The organism is Clostridium sp. (assembly GCF_030532265.1).
In the GTDB taxonomy this organism is placed as follows: domain Bacteria; phylum Bacillota; class Clostridia; order Clostridiales; family Clostridiaceae; genus Clostridium.
The window spans coordinates 1-15,783 of the sequence record NZ_JAUNLM010000013.1; the positions used below are offsets into that span (position 1 = coordinate 1).

At 23.5% G+C, this 15,783-nt stretch carries 21 protein-coding genes; 1 reads left to right on the plus strand and 20 read right to left on the minus strand.

What is annotated here, in order from left to right:
• Nucleotides 1-6 precede the first annotated feature (6 nt).
• The 12 genes from efp to dapF form a co-directional block, all read right to left on the minus strand.
• Nucleotides 7-564 (minus strand): elongation factor P, encoded by a 558-nt coding sequence (efp, locus tag Q4E08_RS04725; RefSeq protein ID WP_303128974.1) that lies wholly within the window; start codon nucleotides 562-564, stop codon nucleotides 7-9.
• A gap of 187 nt (nucleotides 565-751) precedes the next feature.
• Nucleotides 752-1,126, minus strand: coding sequence for a hypothetical protein (locus tag Q4E08_RS04730; protein WP_303128975.1), 375 nt, complete (start codon nucleotides 1,124-1,126; stop codon nucleotides 752-754).
• A 2-nt stretch (nucleotides 1,127-1,128) separates the two neighbouring features.
• Nucleotides 1,129-1,521: a hypothetical protein gene (locus Q4E08_RS04735; protein ID WP_303128977.1), complete on the minus strand. Its 393-nt coding sequence runs from the start codon at nucleotides 1,519-1,521 to the stop codon at nucleotides 1,129-1,131.
• Nucleotide 1,522: 1 nt separating this feature from the next.
• Entirely contained in the window at nucleotides 1,523-2,074 is a 552-nt protein-coding gene (locus tag Q4E08_RS04740) for a hypothetical protein (protein WP_303128978.1), read from the minus strand.
• A gap of 5 nt (nucleotides 2,075-2,079) precedes the next feature.
• A complete protein-coding gene (locus Q4E08_RS04745; protein WP_303128981.1) occupies nucleotides 2,080-2,586 on the minus strand; it encodes a hypothetical protein in 507 nt (168 codons plus the stop codon).
• Nucleotides 2,577-3,071, minus strand: coding sequence for a hypothetical protein (locus Q4E08_RS04750; protein ID WP_303128983.1), 495 nt, complete (start codon nucleotides 3,069-3,071; stop codon nucleotides 2,577-2,579). Before Q4E08_RS04750 ends, Q4E08_RS04745 begins: the two co-directional genes overlap by 10 nt.
• Nucleotides 3,068-3,502: a hypothetical protein gene (locus Q4E08_RS04755; RefSeq protein ID WP_303128985.1), complete on the minus strand. Its 435-nt coding sequence runs from the start codon at nucleotides 3,500-3,502 to the stop codon at nucleotides 3,068-3,070. Before Q4E08_RS04755 ends, Q4E08_RS04750 begins: the two co-directional genes overlap by 4 nt.
• Nucleotides 3,483-3,926 (minus strand): prepilin-type N-terminal cleavage/methylation domain-containing protein, encoded by a 444-nt coding sequence (locus Q4E08_RS04760; RefSeq protein ID WP_303128987.1) that lies wholly within the window; start codon nucleotides 3,924-3,926, stop codon nucleotides 3,483-3,485. Before Q4E08_RS04760 ends, Q4E08_RS04755 begins: the two co-directional genes overlap by 20 nt.
• On the minus strand, nucleotides 3,923-4,954 hold the full coding sequence (locus tag Q4E08_RS04765; protein ID WP_303128990.1) for a type II secretion system F family protein: 1,032 nt from the start codon (nucleotides 4,952-4,954) through the stop codon (nucleotides 3,923-3,925). Before Q4E08_RS04765 ends, Q4E08_RS04760 begins: the two co-directional genes overlap by 4 nt.
• A complete protein-coding gene (locus Q4E08_RS04770) occupies nucleotides 4,926-6,308 on the minus strand; it encodes a GspE/PulE family protein (protein ID WP_303128992.1) in 1,383 nt (460 codons plus the stop codon). Before Q4E08_RS04770 ends, Q4E08_RS04765 begins: the two co-directional genes overlap by 29 nt.
• 93 nt (nucleotides 6,309-6,401) lie before the next feature.
• Nucleotides 6,402-7,418 carry a hypothetical protein gene (locus Q4E08_RS04775; RefSeq protein WP_303128993.1) on the minus strand — a complete coding sequence of 339 codons (1,017 nt, stop codon included), beginning with the start codon at nucleotides 7,416-7,418 and terminating at the stop codon, nucleotides 6,402-6,404.
• Nucleotides 7,419-7,439: 21 nt separating this feature from the next.
• A complete protein-coding gene (gene dapF / locus Q4E08_RS04780; protein WP_303128994.1) occupies nucleotides 7,440-8,258 on the minus strand; it encodes a diaminopimelate epimerase in 819 nt (272 codons plus the stop codon).
• Between the two features lie 94 nt (nucleotides 8,259-8,352).
• Here dapF and Q4E08_RS04785 point away from each other — a divergent pair, with 94 nt between their 5' ends.
• Complete coding sequence (locus Q4E08_RS04785; protein ID WP_303128996.1) at nucleotides 8,353-10,083, plus strand: NFACT family protein; 1,731 nt, start codon at nucleotides 8,353-8,355, stop codon at nucleotides 10,081-10,083.
• Nucleotides 10,084-10,125: 42 nt separating this feature from the next.
• Here the strand turns inward: Q4E08_RS04785 and Q4E08_RS04790 are convergent, their stop codons facing one another.
• The 8 genes from Q4E08_RS04790 to Q4E08_RS04825 all read right to left on the minus strand — a co-directional run bounded on the left by Q4E08_RS04790 (nucleotide 10,126) and on the right by Q4E08_RS04825 (nucleotide 15,713).
• On the minus strand, nucleotides 10,126-11,286 hold the full coding sequence (locus Q4E08_RS04790; protein WP_303128998.1) for a class I SAM-dependent RNA methyltransferase: 1,161 nt from the start codon (nucleotides 11,284-11,286) through the stop codon (nucleotides 10,126-10,128).
• A 24-nt stretch (nucleotides 11,287-11,310) separates the two neighbouring features.
• On the minus strand, nucleotides 11,311-11,853 hold the full coding sequence (gene pyrR, locus Q4E08_RS04795; RefSeq protein WP_303128999.1) for a bifunctional pyr operon transcriptional regulator/uracil phosphoribosyltransferase PyrR: 543 nt from the start codon (nucleotides 11,851-11,853) through the stop codon (nucleotides 11,311-11,313).
• Nucleotides 11,854-11,863: 10 nt separating this feature from the next.
• Nucleotides 11,864-12,781 (minus strand): RluA family pseudouridine synthase, encoded by a 918-nt coding sequence (locus tag Q4E08_RS04800; RefSeq protein ID WP_303129000.1) that lies wholly within the window; start codon nucleotides 12,779-12,781, stop codon nucleotides 11,864-11,866.
• A gap of 109 nt (nucleotides 12,782-12,890) precedes the next feature.
• A complete protein-coding gene (locus Q4E08_RS04805; RefSeq protein ID WP_303129003.1) occupies nucleotides 12,891-13,490 on the minus strand; it encodes a DivIVA domain-containing protein in 600 nt (199 codons plus the stop codon).
• Nucleotides 13,491-13,506: 16 nt separating this feature from the next.
• Nucleotides 13,507-14,274, minus strand: coding sequence for an RNA-binding protein (locus Q4E08_RS04810; RefSeq protein WP_303129004.1), 768 nt, complete (start codon nucleotides 14,272-14,274; stop codon nucleotides 13,507-13,509).
• Nucleotide 14,275: 1 nt separating this feature from the next.
• Entirely contained in the window at nucleotides 14,276-14,551 is a 276-nt protein-coding gene (locus tag Q4E08_RS04815) for a YggT family protein (RefSeq protein ID WP_303129005.1), read from the minus strand.
• Nucleotides 14,552-14,565: 14 nt separating this feature from the next.
• Entirely contained in the window at nucleotides 14,566-15,039 is a 474-nt protein-coding gene (locus Q4E08_RS04820) for a cell division protein SepF (RefSeq protein WP_303129007.1), read from the minus strand.
• An 11-nt stretch (nucleotides 15,040-15,050) separates the two neighbouring features.
• Nucleotides 15,051-15,713 carry a YggS family pyridoxal phosphate-dependent enzyme gene (locus Q4E08_RS04825; RefSeq protein WP_303129009.1) on the minus strand — a complete coding sequence of 221 codons (663 nt, stop codon included), beginning with the start codon at nucleotides 15,711-15,713 and terminating at the stop codon, nucleotides 15,051-15,053.
• Nucleotides 15,714-15,783 lie beyond the last annotated feature (70 nt).

Genomic DNA, 15,783 nt, shown 5'->3' on the forward strand with positions numbered 1-15,783 from the left:
ATACTATTAAACTCTTTCCATGTACTCTCCAGTTCTAGTATCAACTCTAATAGTATCTCCTTCATTAACGAACATAGGAACATTTACAACTGCTCCAGTTTCAAGTGTAGCTGGCTTTAAAGCATTTGTTGCAGTATTTCCTTTTACTCCTGGTTCACTTTCAGTTACTAATAATTCTACGAAGTTTGGTGCTTCAACTGAGAAAGCGTCTCCTTTATAGAATTTTATTATAGCAAACATATTTTCCTTTAAGTATTTTATAGCATCTTCAACCTTTTCATAATTTAAAGGAATTTGATCATATGTTTCTTGATCCATGAAGTAATATAACTCTCCATCTGAGTATAAATATTGCATTTCTTTTCTTTCAATAACAGCTTCTTGGAACTTAGCTGTAGGGTTAAATGTTGTTTCAGTAACTCCTCCTGATATAACATTTCTAAGTTTTGTTCTTACGAAAGCTGCTCCTTTTCCTGGTTTAACGTGTAAAAAGTCTACAACTGTATATACTTGTCCTTCGTGTTCAAAAGTTGTACCTTTTCTTAAATCTCCTGCTGATATCATTAAATATCCCTCCAAAAGTATAAATTCAATCCAAATAATTATATCAATTAGAAGTTAATCATATATAATCATAATTTGGTTTCTTCTGACATACAAATTTATTTTATCAAAACTCCTTATTAATTGCAATTATTTAGAGTATTATTTTAACATTATTTTTATATTTAAAATCCTTCTTTAAATATTATTATAATTTTCGTTTAAATTTATACTCTTCAAGATTTAATTTTACATTAAAATTGTCATTATCATATTTAACTTCATAATCTTTTATAATATAACCTTTTATTTCTTTCATTGCCTTAATAATAACGTCCTTATTTCCTTCTATAGTTACAAGAGCTTTTATATTTTTAGTTCCTTCTATATTATTTACAATTAGTCCTTTTATGTTGCTTAAATCATTAAATACATTATTAATAGTTTTTATATCTCCATTAAATACATTTATTGCATTATCATAATAACTTTTTTCATCTATTTTAGATGATGATACAAAAAACATTCCCTGAATCAAAATCATTATTATAAGTGATATATATTTAAAATAAATCTTTTTCATAATCATTTTCCCAAAACTTTTAAATAATAACCTTCCTCTCCTTTATTTTCTATACTTTCTATTGTTTTTTCTTTACTTATATAATCTATATATTTTTTATCCATTATAAGCATACTTCCCTCATTATTTTTAATCTCACCACTGCGTGATGTTTTATATAATATATTCATCCAATCTTTTAATTCATCTATATTAACTCCAATATCAGCTACTATATTTTCATTTATTTTTGATTTTATTTCCTTATTATTTATCAAAACTTTTATATTGCTAATTGTACTTGGTAATAATATTAAATTAATAATTAATGTTATTTTAATCATTATATTTAATCTTGTTTTAGTTTCTTTCATCCTTTTATCTATAAACTTTTTAGGTATAAATTCATTGCTCATATCATACCTCCTCTAAAATAAAGCTTTTTTTATTAAAAGGAAAACTTATTTTTCCAACTAGAATATTATCTAACGAATCTTTTAAATTAAAATTACTGTATATTTTATTATTTATTAAATACCCATTTACCACCTCAAGAAAATACCAATTTTCATAAACTTTTATTACAGCCTTAAATGTATTTAATTTCTTCATTTTAATTATTAAATTTATTATTTGAAATTGGATTGGTATAACTTTAAGTTTTCTTATATTATTTAATACTTGTGATATTTTATTTCCACCTTTAACAGCATATATATAAGTTTTATTTAGTTTTTTATCAACTTTAAAATCTAATAAATAATCATCTTCATTAAACTCACCCTTTATATCATTATCTATAATATTACTAATTTTCTTTTTATTAATTTCTAAGTATTCTTTTATATAAATTTCTTCATCTAATATAAAAATCTTAGCATTTAATTTATTATGTAAATTTAGTGAATTTTGTTGTCCTTTATAAACATATCCAAATTTATTTATCTCTAATATTTCTTTATTTATCATAAACTCTATACCTTTCTTTTAGGAAACAATCTTAAAATTTTATTTTCTTCATTTTGTAAATCAGCTTTTAATTTTTCATCCTTTTTTAAATTATTCTGACTTTCTTTTTCTATGAAAACTTTTTCTTTATCTTCTATACTATAAAGACAATATAAAGTTTTTTCTTCTTTTTTAATACCATAAGCTATTTTAAATATTTTTTTACTTTTTAAATAATGTAATTTAATATAATTTTCATTTGGTATAACATAAGAATTTTCTATATCATTTATATTTTCATTATTCATATTGTTAATAACTTTATTACTATTACTTTCTAGCCAAGCATTGCATATATTTAAAACTTCAACCTGACTATCTTTTAAATCTAAAAAACTAGAATAAATTTCATAATTTTTTATATATTTAATATTCATGTTTGATATTTTAGCTCCTAAAATTAATATAGTTGTTATAAAAAATATTAATATTATAGAGTTTATAAGTACATACCCCTGTTTTTTTACATACATATTAAGTACTCCTTATCATCAATTCCGAGTTCAACATATATAAGTTTATCTTTTTTATAAACAATAAATTTTGTTACATCATCTAAAATTATATTTGTTGTTAACTCTTTTTTTACTCCACCTATTTCTCTATAATACTTAATTTGTAATGTTTTGCTAACTAAATATATCTTTTTATATTTAACTAATAAATTTTTATCTATTGCATTTTTATCATTTATTTCTTCTAACTTATGTTCTTCCTTTGAAATTTCAATTTCATCACTATTTTTTGAAATTTTATAATTTGTATTATCTACTTCTGAAAATATTTTCTTTATATTTAATATTGCCCTATCAATTTCATTTTCTTTTTTTATTAAAGTATTTCTTTCACTTGAATACTTATATGTATTCAATGTTAACTTAATCAAACATAAAATTATAATTGATGATATAAATATATATGATAAACATTCTATTAATGTAAAGCCTTGCTTTTTCATTTTAATTCCATCCAATACTCTTTTAATATTTCAGTTTCTAAAAATTTTTCATCATTTAAAGTTAAACTTATACTCATTTTAATCTCTTTATCATTTTTGAAAATTTTACTTATTTTTATAAAACTTTTAGAATTAAAATTAGAAAATAAATTTATTATATTTTCATCTTTTAATTTATTTGCATCATTTAAATTAATAAAAATATTTTCTTCAAACTTATTAAATATTCTATCTAATTCATTTATACTAATATTAAACTTAAGCTCACTTATAATATTATTTAAAATAATATTATTTTTTCTTGATTCTTCCCTAATAACAAATGCCTTCAAATCTAATTTATTCATTTTTACAACTACTCCACATAATATAGTTATTATAAATATAGAAACTATACATTCAAGCAATATACTACCACTTTTCTTTTTCAATATTTATATAGTCAACTCCTACTCTTATTTTTAATGAATATTTTTCCTTATCTTTATAATTCTTCATTACAGTTGTTTGAGATGAAATTTGTCCATTAGTACTTATTTGAATAATAGATCCATTTTCAACACTTATATAATCTGGTATTTTAAAAGATTCTATTACGATACCTTCTTGAGTTAAATTAACTTTACTATTTGCTTTGCTAAAGTTAATTTGAAAATTTTTATTCTCTTTTATTGCCTTAGCCTTACTATAAGTTAATATACCTTCAATAGATGTAAGAAAATTTTCTGTTTCTAAATTTCTAATAGCCTTGGTATAGTAATTTATAATACTATTTGAAGATCCTATTATAATAGTTATAATTATAATTACTGCCATAAGCTCAATAAGTGTATACCCCTTCTTTTTCTTTATCAAATTATTCCTCCATAAACACTTTGAAAAATTGGTAATATAAATATTCCAATAAATGCTAATATTAAAATAGACATAATAACAATAATTATCGGCTGAAACATAGCTGTTATTTTTTTAAGTTTATCATTATTTTTCTTATAAAGTCTTGAATATAAATTATCTAAGTTATTATCTAAAGAACCACTTTCTTCACCTAACCTTATCATAGCTAGACTATATTCAGATAAATTTATAGTTTTCTTTAAAGATTCTGAAAGTTCTAATCCACTTAATATATTTTTATTAATATCTTTATAAATTTCTTTATTTAATATATCGTCTTCACAATATTTAAGCCCTAATGATATATTTACCCCACTTAAAACAATTATCTTAATAACTAAAATAACCTCAAGCTCTCTAAATTCTTTAAAAATTTTATTCTTTTTAAATATTAAATTTATTATTTTATTAAAGTTATTTTTAAATAATATGCAAGGAATTAAAATTACCCATATAAATAAAGATAATATATATATAATTGGAGATTCGTTTATTTTATAGGAAAAATCAATTAGTACTTGTGCTATATAAGGAATAGAATTTCCTATAGATTTATATATATCCTCCAATTGAGGAATCATAAATTTCATTACAAAAATTAATATAAATATCATAGAACTTAATAAAAACATTGGATATATCAAGAAATTTATTATATCTTTAAGTAATTCATCTTTTCTTTTATAATATATACTTAATTCATTAAGAACTTCTTGAAGTCTTCCAGTCTTTTCTCCAATTGAAATCATTCCAACAAAAAACTTAGGATATAAATTATTATTTTTCATAAATCCTTCACTTAAAGATTCTCCTTGCATTATTGAGTTAACTAATACTTTTATACTATTTTTATAATCATTTCTTAATGGAAATTCATTTAATAAACTAATCGCTTTACTTATTTGCAATCCATCTTTATATAAATTAGATAAGTTTTCACATATAATACTTAAATTCTTATATGAATATTTTTTGTTGAAATTCATATTTTACTAATTCCTCTCCATTTATAAATCTTTTATATTGCTTATAGCTTATTTCTCCTTTATACAATAATTCTTTACATCTGCTATACATTTGTTCATTTGACAATATTTCTAAATCTTCATTTATATTTTTAAGCTTACTTCTTATATTTTCATCTATAAAATGTACTGCACATATTAGTCTTCTTCCACTTATACCAGTATAATTACATCTTTTACATCCCACTTCTTTATAAAAATAGTAAATCTTATCATTTATGATTTCTTCTTTTTTAGTTTTACATTTTTCACACAAGCAACCAATTAATCTTTGAGATATAGCCCCAACCATTGAATCGCGTATTAAATAATCTTTTACATTCATATCTTCAAATCTAAAAAATACATCTCTACTTGATTTTGTATGAATTGTAGAATAAACTTTATGTCCAGTAATTGCAGCTCTTATTGCTATATTAGCTGTTTCTTCATCTCTAATTTCTCCTACCATTATCACATCTGGATCTTGCCTTAATATGCTCCTTAGACCATTTGCAAAATTTAAATTTATTTTATTATTCACATTTATTTGATTAATTCCACTAAGATTACATTCCACCGGATCTTCAATGGTAGTTATATTTATATCATTATCTTTAATTTTTGAAATTATTGAATATAAAGTTGTAGATTTACCACTTCCTGTCGGACCATTTATTATGACTATTCCATTGTTAGCTTTTATAATTTTATCTAAATTTTCAGACTGTTCTTTTGATAAATTAAGTAATTCCATATTATAATCAGATTTTTCTTTATAAAGTATTCTTATAACCATTTTTTCTCCAAATACTAATGGTATTATAGATATTCTGCAATCAAAATAAATTTCATTATACTTAACAACAATTTTTCCATCTTGAGGTTTTCTCTTTTCTGCAATATCCATATTTCCATTTAACTTTACTCTAGATAATATTTGATTATAATCACATATTCTTATTTTACTAACTAATATTAAGATTCCATCTATTCTTATTCTAACATTTACGAAATCTTCAAAAGGCTCAAAATGTATATCACTGCCTTTTTTAGATATAGTATATTTTATAAAAATTTCCTCTAAAGATTTGCTTAAGTCCGGCTTAACCATATAAAATAAATCATAAAAATCATCCTTACTTAAATAAATAAATTCTACTTTTTTACTAAATATAAATTCTATAAACTCTTTTGAATTATTATTTTTTTCATAAGTTGCAACCTTTATATAATCCTTTTCAATATATAAAGGTAATATTTTGTATTCAATCATCTTATCTTTATCTATTTTATATACACAATTTAAATCTATATTTAAAATTAAATTTTTCATATCTCCTCCTTAATATTATTTATTTAATTATTTTCCAAATATTTCATATAATATTCAAAGCAAAATAAAAAAGCCTTAATAAAAATTAAGACTTTAATTTATATTTATAAAGTTATAGTTTCCTTCTTTATTACTTATTAAAGAAACACTGTTATCCTTATAAGAAAATACTTCTTCTTTACCTTCTGAAGAATTACTTCCAATAAATAATATTCCACTATTTGAAATCTGAATTCCTTTTTTCATATTTATACTTGATGGAAAAGAAAATACTAATTTTTTAATATTTTTATCTTTTAACTTATATAATGATTTTGTATCATCAAAAGCTTCGCCTAATATATAGTATGAATTATCTTGTTTTTCTAAATCATTTATAGATTTAAAACTATTTGATATATTATTTATATTCTTATTTTCAGCATTTATTTCTAATAAGATTTTTTCATTATTAGCTTTTTGTTGAAACACAAATACACTATTAAGATCTCCCTTTAGAAAATCTACATATCCTCCAGACTTTAGATTGTATAAAAGTTCTTCTTTATTCTCTTTTAAATCGTAAGTAAATATTCCATTTATTTTATCTTCTGAAATTCCATAATAGACAAGTTTATCATTTTTTATAAAATCATATAAATTGCCAGAAATAGCAACCTTAGATTTTATATTTATTTCTTTATCATCTTCTAAAGAAATTACTTTTAAATTATATCCGTTATCATAACTCATATAAGAAACATATCTTCCATCATAAGATATTTTTATAAAGTTATAATTACTATCCTTTATTGGAATTTCTTTACCCTTATAATAAATATAATGTTTTCCATCTTTAACAAAAATATAAGTTCCACTTTCTTTGTTAAAATTTATAATAACCCTATCATTACTTATCCCATGATATTTATCTTCTTGTAAATCAAAAACTTTATACTTTCCATTACTTTCTAATAACACAGAACCTTTTTCTAAGTTTATAGGTTGCAAATTTAAATTTGAGTTTTCTATATTTGATTTACTATTACACGAAATAAATGTCAAAGATAAACTTAAAATAATTAGTATATACATAGGTACTTTGATTGATACCTTTTTTAATAAATGCATTAAACTCCCTCTTATCTATATTTATAATGTTTCACCTTTACATATATACTCAGCATTCCCCGTCATATAAACACCATTATCTAAAACTTCTATAATTAATTCTCCACCTGGTAGCTTTGCTAATACTTTATTATTAGTTAATCCAAATTTATTAGTTACAACAGCAGATGCACATGTTCCAGTACCACAAGCTAAAGTTCTTCCTGCGCCTCTCTCCCATGTATCTACTTTAATTGTATCACTATCAATTACTTTAACAAAATTAACATTTGTTCCTTCTTTAAAATAACTAAACTTCTCTATATACTTTCCTTCTAAAACATCATAATTATTGTTTTTATCAATTACTATAGTATGTGGTACACCCATTAATAATGCTGTTAACTCATATATCTTATTATTTATATTTACCTCTTCTTTTATTAATTCTTTTTTATTATTTAATGGAATTAATTCGCCTTTAAATGATGGCTTACCCATATAAACTCTAGCTCCAATTATAATATTATCTTCACTTATAAGTTCAATTTCTTTTTTTCCATCATCTGTTTCCACAATAAACTTTTTATCTTTAACATATCCTTTATCATAAATATATCTTCCAAAACATCTTATTGCATTTCCACACATATTTGCTCTAGATCCATCACTGTTTATAATAGTCATTTTCATATTTAAATTATTTAATTTTCTAACTACAACTAATCCATCTGCACCTATTCCAAAATGTCTATCACATAGCTTTTTAGCTATTGAAACTTCTTTTTCTAATAATTTGTTATCTAAATCTTCAATAAATATAAAATCATTCCCAATACCTTGCATCTTTGTAAACTTCATTTCTATTCCTCCTGTAACTAATATATATAATTGATTATTATCTTTATTTGGTGTTATACTATCCTTAAATTAAAGAAAAGAAAGGACGATAAACGTGGCATTAGACGGTATATTTTTAAACAGCTTAATCGATAATTTAAGAATTTCTATTATAAATTCTAAAATAGATAAAATAAATCAACCTGAAAAAGATGAAATTATTTTAACATTAAGAAAAGATAGAAAAAATATTAAACTATTAATCTCAGCATCTTCACAATTTGCTAGATTACATATTACCAATACTCAAAAAAATAACCCTCTTAAAGCTCCATTATATTTAATGGTTCTTAGAAAATATTTACTTGGAGGTACTATAACAAACATAACTCAAAAAGATAATGATAGAATAATAACTCTTCATATTTCTTCTAGAGATGAGTTAGGTTTTGATAGCAAGTACCAATTAATTATTGAAATAATGGGAAGACATTCAAATATAACTTTAGTTCGTGAGCGTGACTTTAAAGTTATGGAATCAATAAAACATATTACTCCTGATATAAATAGTTTTAGAGTTTTATATCCAGGTGTTCCTTATATCTATCCACCAAAATCTCAAAAATTAAATCCATTTAATTTTTCTAAGGAAGACTTTGAAAATATTATAAATGCTAACTCTTATGAAGTTAACGAAAATCTATTCTTTAATATATTTACCGGGATTAGTAAAACCTTTTCCAAGGAAATATTTTTAAATATTACTATTGATTATTATAACCCAATAACTTCAGAAAGGTTATACAAATTTGTTACAAATTTATTTAATAATTTAAAAAATAATATTAATTTTAATATATATATAAATGAAAATGGATTATTTAAAGATTTTTATTCAGTAGATTTATTAAATGTTTATAAAAACTTAAGAAAAATAAATTATAAAGATCCATCAAAAATGTTAGATGATTTTTATTTTAAAAAAGATAAGCAAGAAAGACTTCATAGCAGATCTCAAAACTTACAAAAATTAATTAATACAAATATAGAACGTTGCAATAAAAAAGAAAAAATACTTAATTTAACATTAAAAGATTGTTTAATAAAAGATGATTTTAAAATTAAAGGTGATTTATTAACTTCTTATATATACAGCTTTAAAAAAGGTGATAAATTTGTTGAAGTGCAAAACTTTTATGATGAAAATTTACCTATCGAAAAAATTAAATTAAATCCAAATAAAACTCCATCTGAAAATATACAAATATATTATAAAAAATATAATAAATTAAAAAAAGCTGAAGAAGAAGCTAAAGTGCAACTTGAAAAAAATAAAACTGAATTAAATTATTTAAATTCAGTTCTTACTAATATTATAAATGCTGATTCTTATGATGAAATTGAAGAAATTAAAAATGAACTTATGGAAACAGGATACTTAAAATTCAAAAAATCAAACAAGAAAAAAATTATTAAGTCAAAGCCTCTACATTTTATATCTTCTGATAATATCGATATATATGTAGGTAAAAATAATTTACAAAATGATTATCTAAGCCTTAAATTTGCAAATAAAAATTTTATGTGGTTACATACTAAAGATATTCCTGGATCTCATGTAATAGTTTGCTCTAATGAAGTTCCTGATAATACATTAGAAGAAGCTGCTGTCATTGCTGCTTTTTATAGTAAAGCAAAAACATCATCAAAAGTTCCTGTAGATTACACTTTGGTAAAAAATTTAAAGAAACCAAACGGTGCTAAGCCTGGAATGGTTATTTATCATACTAACTATACTATGTATGTAGAACCTAAAGATTTTGAAACACTTAATTTAAATAAATAATAAAAAGGTCTAGAAACTTATTAAAGTTTCTAGACTTTTTCATTATATTAAACATTGCATCAAAGTATCACCTTGATTTTTTATTAAGCTATTATCAAAATATTGGTAATAATAACATTTTAATTTACCATTATAAAGTTTTCTATTTTTAGTTGATTTTCTATTGAATGACTTTTCAAAATTTTCATATGATGTAAGGATATTAAATTCCCATTCTGAATACTTCTTTTTATATTCTCCAAATATTCTATAAAGCTCTTTTACTTCTCTTTCGTCACTTAATCTTTCCCCATATGGAGGATTAGATATTATGAAACCATATTTATGTTTATTTGAAAATACTCTAAAGTCTCTCTCTTGAAACTCTATATATTCATCCACACCAGCTTTTTTTGCATTTTCTTTTGCAACTTTTAAAACTCTATAATCTATATCATAACCTATAAGCTTTAAAGGCTTATTTTTTATAGCTTTTCTCGCACCATTTCTTACTTGATCATATATATTAGGTGGCATTGTTGGCCATTTTTCTGATACAAACTCTCTATTTAATCCTGGAGCAATATTTTGCATAATCATACAAGCTTCTATAAGTATTGTTCCTGAGCCACAAAATGGGTCAATCAATATATACTCCTCTTTCCATCTTGATAATAAAACCATTGCTGATGCTAATGTTTCTTTAAGAGGTGCTGCTCCTGCATGTTCTCTATATCCTCTCTTATGAAGTCCAGCTCCTGATGTATCTATTGTAAGAGTTACTTTATCTTTTAATATAGCAACTTCTATTTTATATACTGGACCATCTTCACTAAATTGACTTATTCCGTAAGCTTCGCTCATTTGAGTTACTATTGCCTTCTTTACTATAGATTGACAATCTGGAACACTATAAAGAGTTGATTTTATAGATTTTCCAACTACATGCATAACTCCATCTTTAGGAATTATTTTGCTCCAATTTACTTTTTTTGTACCTTGAAATAGCTCTTCAAAACTTCTTGCTTCAAATTCTGCCATTTTTATTAAAACTCTATCTGCCGTTCTTAAATGTATATTTGCTATTGCTATATCCATTTCATCTCCTTGGAAATGAACTTTACCATTTTCTGTCTTTAAACCTTCATATCCTAAAGCCTTAAGTTCTTTTGCAGTTACTCCTTCTATTCCAAAGGTTGTAGTTGCAATTAAATTGTATTCCATTAAATTCGCTCCTTTAAGTTTAAATTAAACTTCTTTTTGATATATTTTTACTGAATCTTCTCCATCAATTTCTTGTATTTTAACTCCAACAACTTCTTCTTTTGATGTTGGTATATTCTTTCCAACAAAGTCTGCTCTTATAGGTAATTCTTTATGTCCCCTATCTATAAGAACTGCTAATTCAATTACTTTAGGTCTTTCCACATCTATTATTGCATCCATAGCTGCTCTTGCTGTTCTACAAGTGTATAATACGTCATCAACTATTATTACTCTCTTATCTTTTATATCAACACCTAAATCAATACTCTTTAACTCTGGACTTTCATTATCTTTGCTTAAATCATCTCTATATAAAGTTATGTCAACTGAACCAACAGGTAACTCTATTCCTTCAATATCTTTTATGAAGTTAGATATTCTTTTAGCTAAAGGATATCCTCTTCTTTTTATACCTATTAAAACTAAATCATCTACACCTTTATTTTTTTCAATTATCTCATGTGAAATTCTTATTAAACTTCTCTTTATAGCCTTATCATCTAATAAGTTTGCTTTTAATTTCATTTTTATCCTCCTATACATTATCTTTTCTTAAATTATTTAATAACACTTTATAATTTTCTGGAAGCTCTGATGAAAACTCCATATATTCTGAAGTTGAAGGATGAATAAATCCTAATGTTTTAGCATGTAACATTTGCCCTTCAGTTTTAAATTTACCTTTTTTAAAACCATATGTAGGATCTCCAACAAGTGGGTATCCAATAGATGCCATATGAACTCTAATTTGATGAGTTCTTCCAGTTTCTAAAACACACTTTACTAATGTAGAATTTCTAAATCTTTCTATAACTTCATAATGTGTCACTGCTCTTTTACCATCTTCACATATTGCTATTTTTAATCTATCTCTCTTAGATCTAGCTAAAGGCTTATCTATTGTTCCTTCATTTTGCTTCATTCTACCTTCAACCAATGCATAGTATTCTCTTTTCATAGAATGTTCTTTTAATTGTTCTGATAATTTATTATGAGCATCATCATTTTTTGCAATTACAAGTATACCAGTAGTATCTTTATCTATTCTATGAACTATACCTGGCCTTATAATTCCATTAATACTTGATAAATCTTTGCAATGATATAATAATGCATTAACTAGGGTTCCTGTATAATTCCCTGGAGCTGGATGGACAACCATTCCTTTTGGTTTATTTACTACTATTACATCTTTATCTTCATAAATTATATCTAATGGGATGTTTTCTGATTCAACAGCTAATTCTTTTGGTTCCTCAACAATTACTTTTATTTTATCATTTTCTTTTAATTTATAATTACTTTTTATTTTTTTATCATTTACCAATACTTTTTCACGTTCTATTAATCCTTGAATAAAACTTCTTGATTTTCCTTCTAATTTTGTTAAAAGAAATTTATCAATTCTAATGTTCTTTTCTTCATTTGTTATGCTATATATTAATTCATCCATTTTAAAATTCTCCTAAAACTTTATTACTTAACAATTATAATATATAGTATACTTTTACTCAACTATATCAATATATAAAAAAGTCGGCATTACAAAGTAATGCCGGTTTTTATTCTTCTTTATTTGCAAAAAAACTTTTTATCTCATCTAATTCACTTGATGAAACCCCTTCAACTACATTATCAACTATTTCCTCGTTATAATTAACATCTTTAATATCTAAATCTTCTATTGTATTTGTAATTGAATAATTTTTATTTATATCTTTCTCTAAATCATCAAAAGTTTCTAATTGTGTATTCATAAAATTTCTAAACTTAGCTCTAAACTTAATAAATTCCTGTTTTACTCTATCAAATTCATCATTTATTTGAATAACATCATTGTGTGCTTTATCTACTATTCTTTGTGCTGTTTCATTTGCATTCTTAACTATAAGTTCGGCCTCTTTTTGTGCACTTTCTTTTGCTTGATCTGCAGCATTTTGAGCTAAAACTAAAGTGTTTTGAATAGTTGATTCAATTTTAGCATAATGTTCTATTTGTTCTTCTAAAATTTCTAACTTTTCTTTAAGCTTTGAATTTTCTTTATATAGTTCTTCATAATTATCAACAACTTCATCTAAAAATTCATCTACTTCATCTGGAATATATCCTCTAAGACCCCTCTTAAATTCCTTATTATTTATATCCATTGGAGTTAATTTCATTATTTTCACACCTCTACTATGTATATTTTTTTATATCTATTTTACATTTTCCACTCTTTGTATATCCAGTACATTCCCCAAGTATGTACTTTCCATATTTTCTTATAGTTATTCTATCTTCCCTTTTTACCTCAAAACTTTTATCTCTTACTGTAGAATAATTTACAAGTACTAAACCCTCATCAATCATACTTTGAGCTATATTTCTTGATTTATTTATAAGCTTTGCAACTACAGAATCTATTCTCATAGATGAAATATTTATTGTAATATTTTCAAAATTATAAGTTACTTCATTTGTAGTTTTGTCAACTTCTTCTACATTACATTTTGCTTTTCCTATTTGAATTAAATTAGATATTATATAATCTTTTATATCTTCATGAACTACAACATAACAAGTATTATCTTTAACTATTAAATCACCAATCTTATTTCTTTCTAATCCTAATGATAGTATACTACCTAAATATTGATTATGAAATACTTTATTAAATTTCGTGTTTACTGTTATCTTAAGAAGAGCTGTTGGAAAAGGTAAATAAAAGTTATTATTAAAACATATCATACGTCTTTCGGAATCTTCAAAAATTCCTTCACTTTCAACCTTTAATCCATTTATCTTTTCTTCATCACAAAAAAATTTCCATATGTTTGGAGTATAAAATTCACTTCCAAACATAGGAATATCTCTATTATATGAAATTATCATTTTTTCATATAAATTTATTGCTTTATTTTTATCTTCACCTATAAATTTTCTAATTATAGTTTCTTTATTCATACTAAAAAACACTTAACAATATTGATAAAATTATTGGTCTTATTAAATCTAATATAATAATTGCAAATATAGGTGATAAATCAATTGGTAAATTTCCTAAAAATTTATATTGTATCATTCGAAATGGCTTCAAAATAGGATCTGTAAAACTTGTTATAATACCCATTATTCCATTATTTCTATCTCTTATAACCCAAGATAATATACATTCTAAAATAATGGCTAATTCTATTATACGAAAAAGGGAGTTAATAAAATTAACTAAAAAGCTTTGCATATAATATCCTCCTATTATTTAGACCAATTAAATAAAGCTTTTGAAGTTAACTCACTTTTTAACTCACTAGTTACCTCAACATTTGAAGGTGATAGTAAATATACTCTTTTTTCTATTTCTTGTATATCTCCATGTAATGCATAACAAGAACCACCAATAAAATCTAACAATCTTTGAGCTGTTCTTATATCAAGATTAGTTGTATTAACTACTACTATTCTTCTATTTCTTATAGCATCACATATTTCCATAGCTTCTTCATATGCAGTAGGTTTTGTTATTAAAACTTTAGCTGATGCTGAAGTATGAATATTTACAACCTTGTTTGATCTCTTTCCTGATACTGCAGGTGCTGAAATATTCTCATCTGTTTCAGTAACATCCTCATCTATTTCTTCGATTTCATCTGCAAATCCATCATCATCAAAATCTTCATCAAAATCTCCAAAACCTAAAATATTTTTCATCTTTGATATCATATTTGCCATAAAAATTCCTCCTAAATATTATAATTTCTTTCTCCAAATATTCCAGTTCCTATACGAATCATATTAGAACCTTCTTCTATTGCTATTTTATAATCATGTGTCATCCCCATTGATAATATTTCCATATTTATATTATTAAAAGATCTTTCTTTTAATTTTGAAAATATATCATAAGTTTGCTTAAAATAATACCTATTACTTTCATCATTTCCTTTTGGAATGATAACCATTATACCCTTAACTTTCACAAATTTACATTCTTCAATTTTCTCTATAAGCTCTTCTAAATTTTCAAGTAAAATCCCTGTTTTACTTTCTTCCCTTCCTATATTTATTTGGATTAAAGTATTAGCTACAACATTGCTTTTTCCAAATAATTCTTCTATTTTTTCTAAAAGCTTAATACTTGAAAGGGAATGAATTAAATGTACCTTGCCTACAATATATTTAACTTTATTAGTTTGCAAGTTACCTATAAGATGCCATCTTACATCTTTATGAAATAACTCTTCTTTTCTAATTAATTCTTGAACTTTATTTTCAGCAAAATCTCTTAATCCAAAATCATAAGCCTCTTCCATTTCTTCTATAGTTCTAGTTTTAGAAACTGCTAATAATTTTACGCTTTTAGGTAAATTATTTTCTATGGTTTCTATATTTTGCTTAATACTCATAAAAGCCTCCTTAATTAATAGTTTCTACCCTAAATAATATTATTCTTCATTTATTTTCAAATTCCTCTAA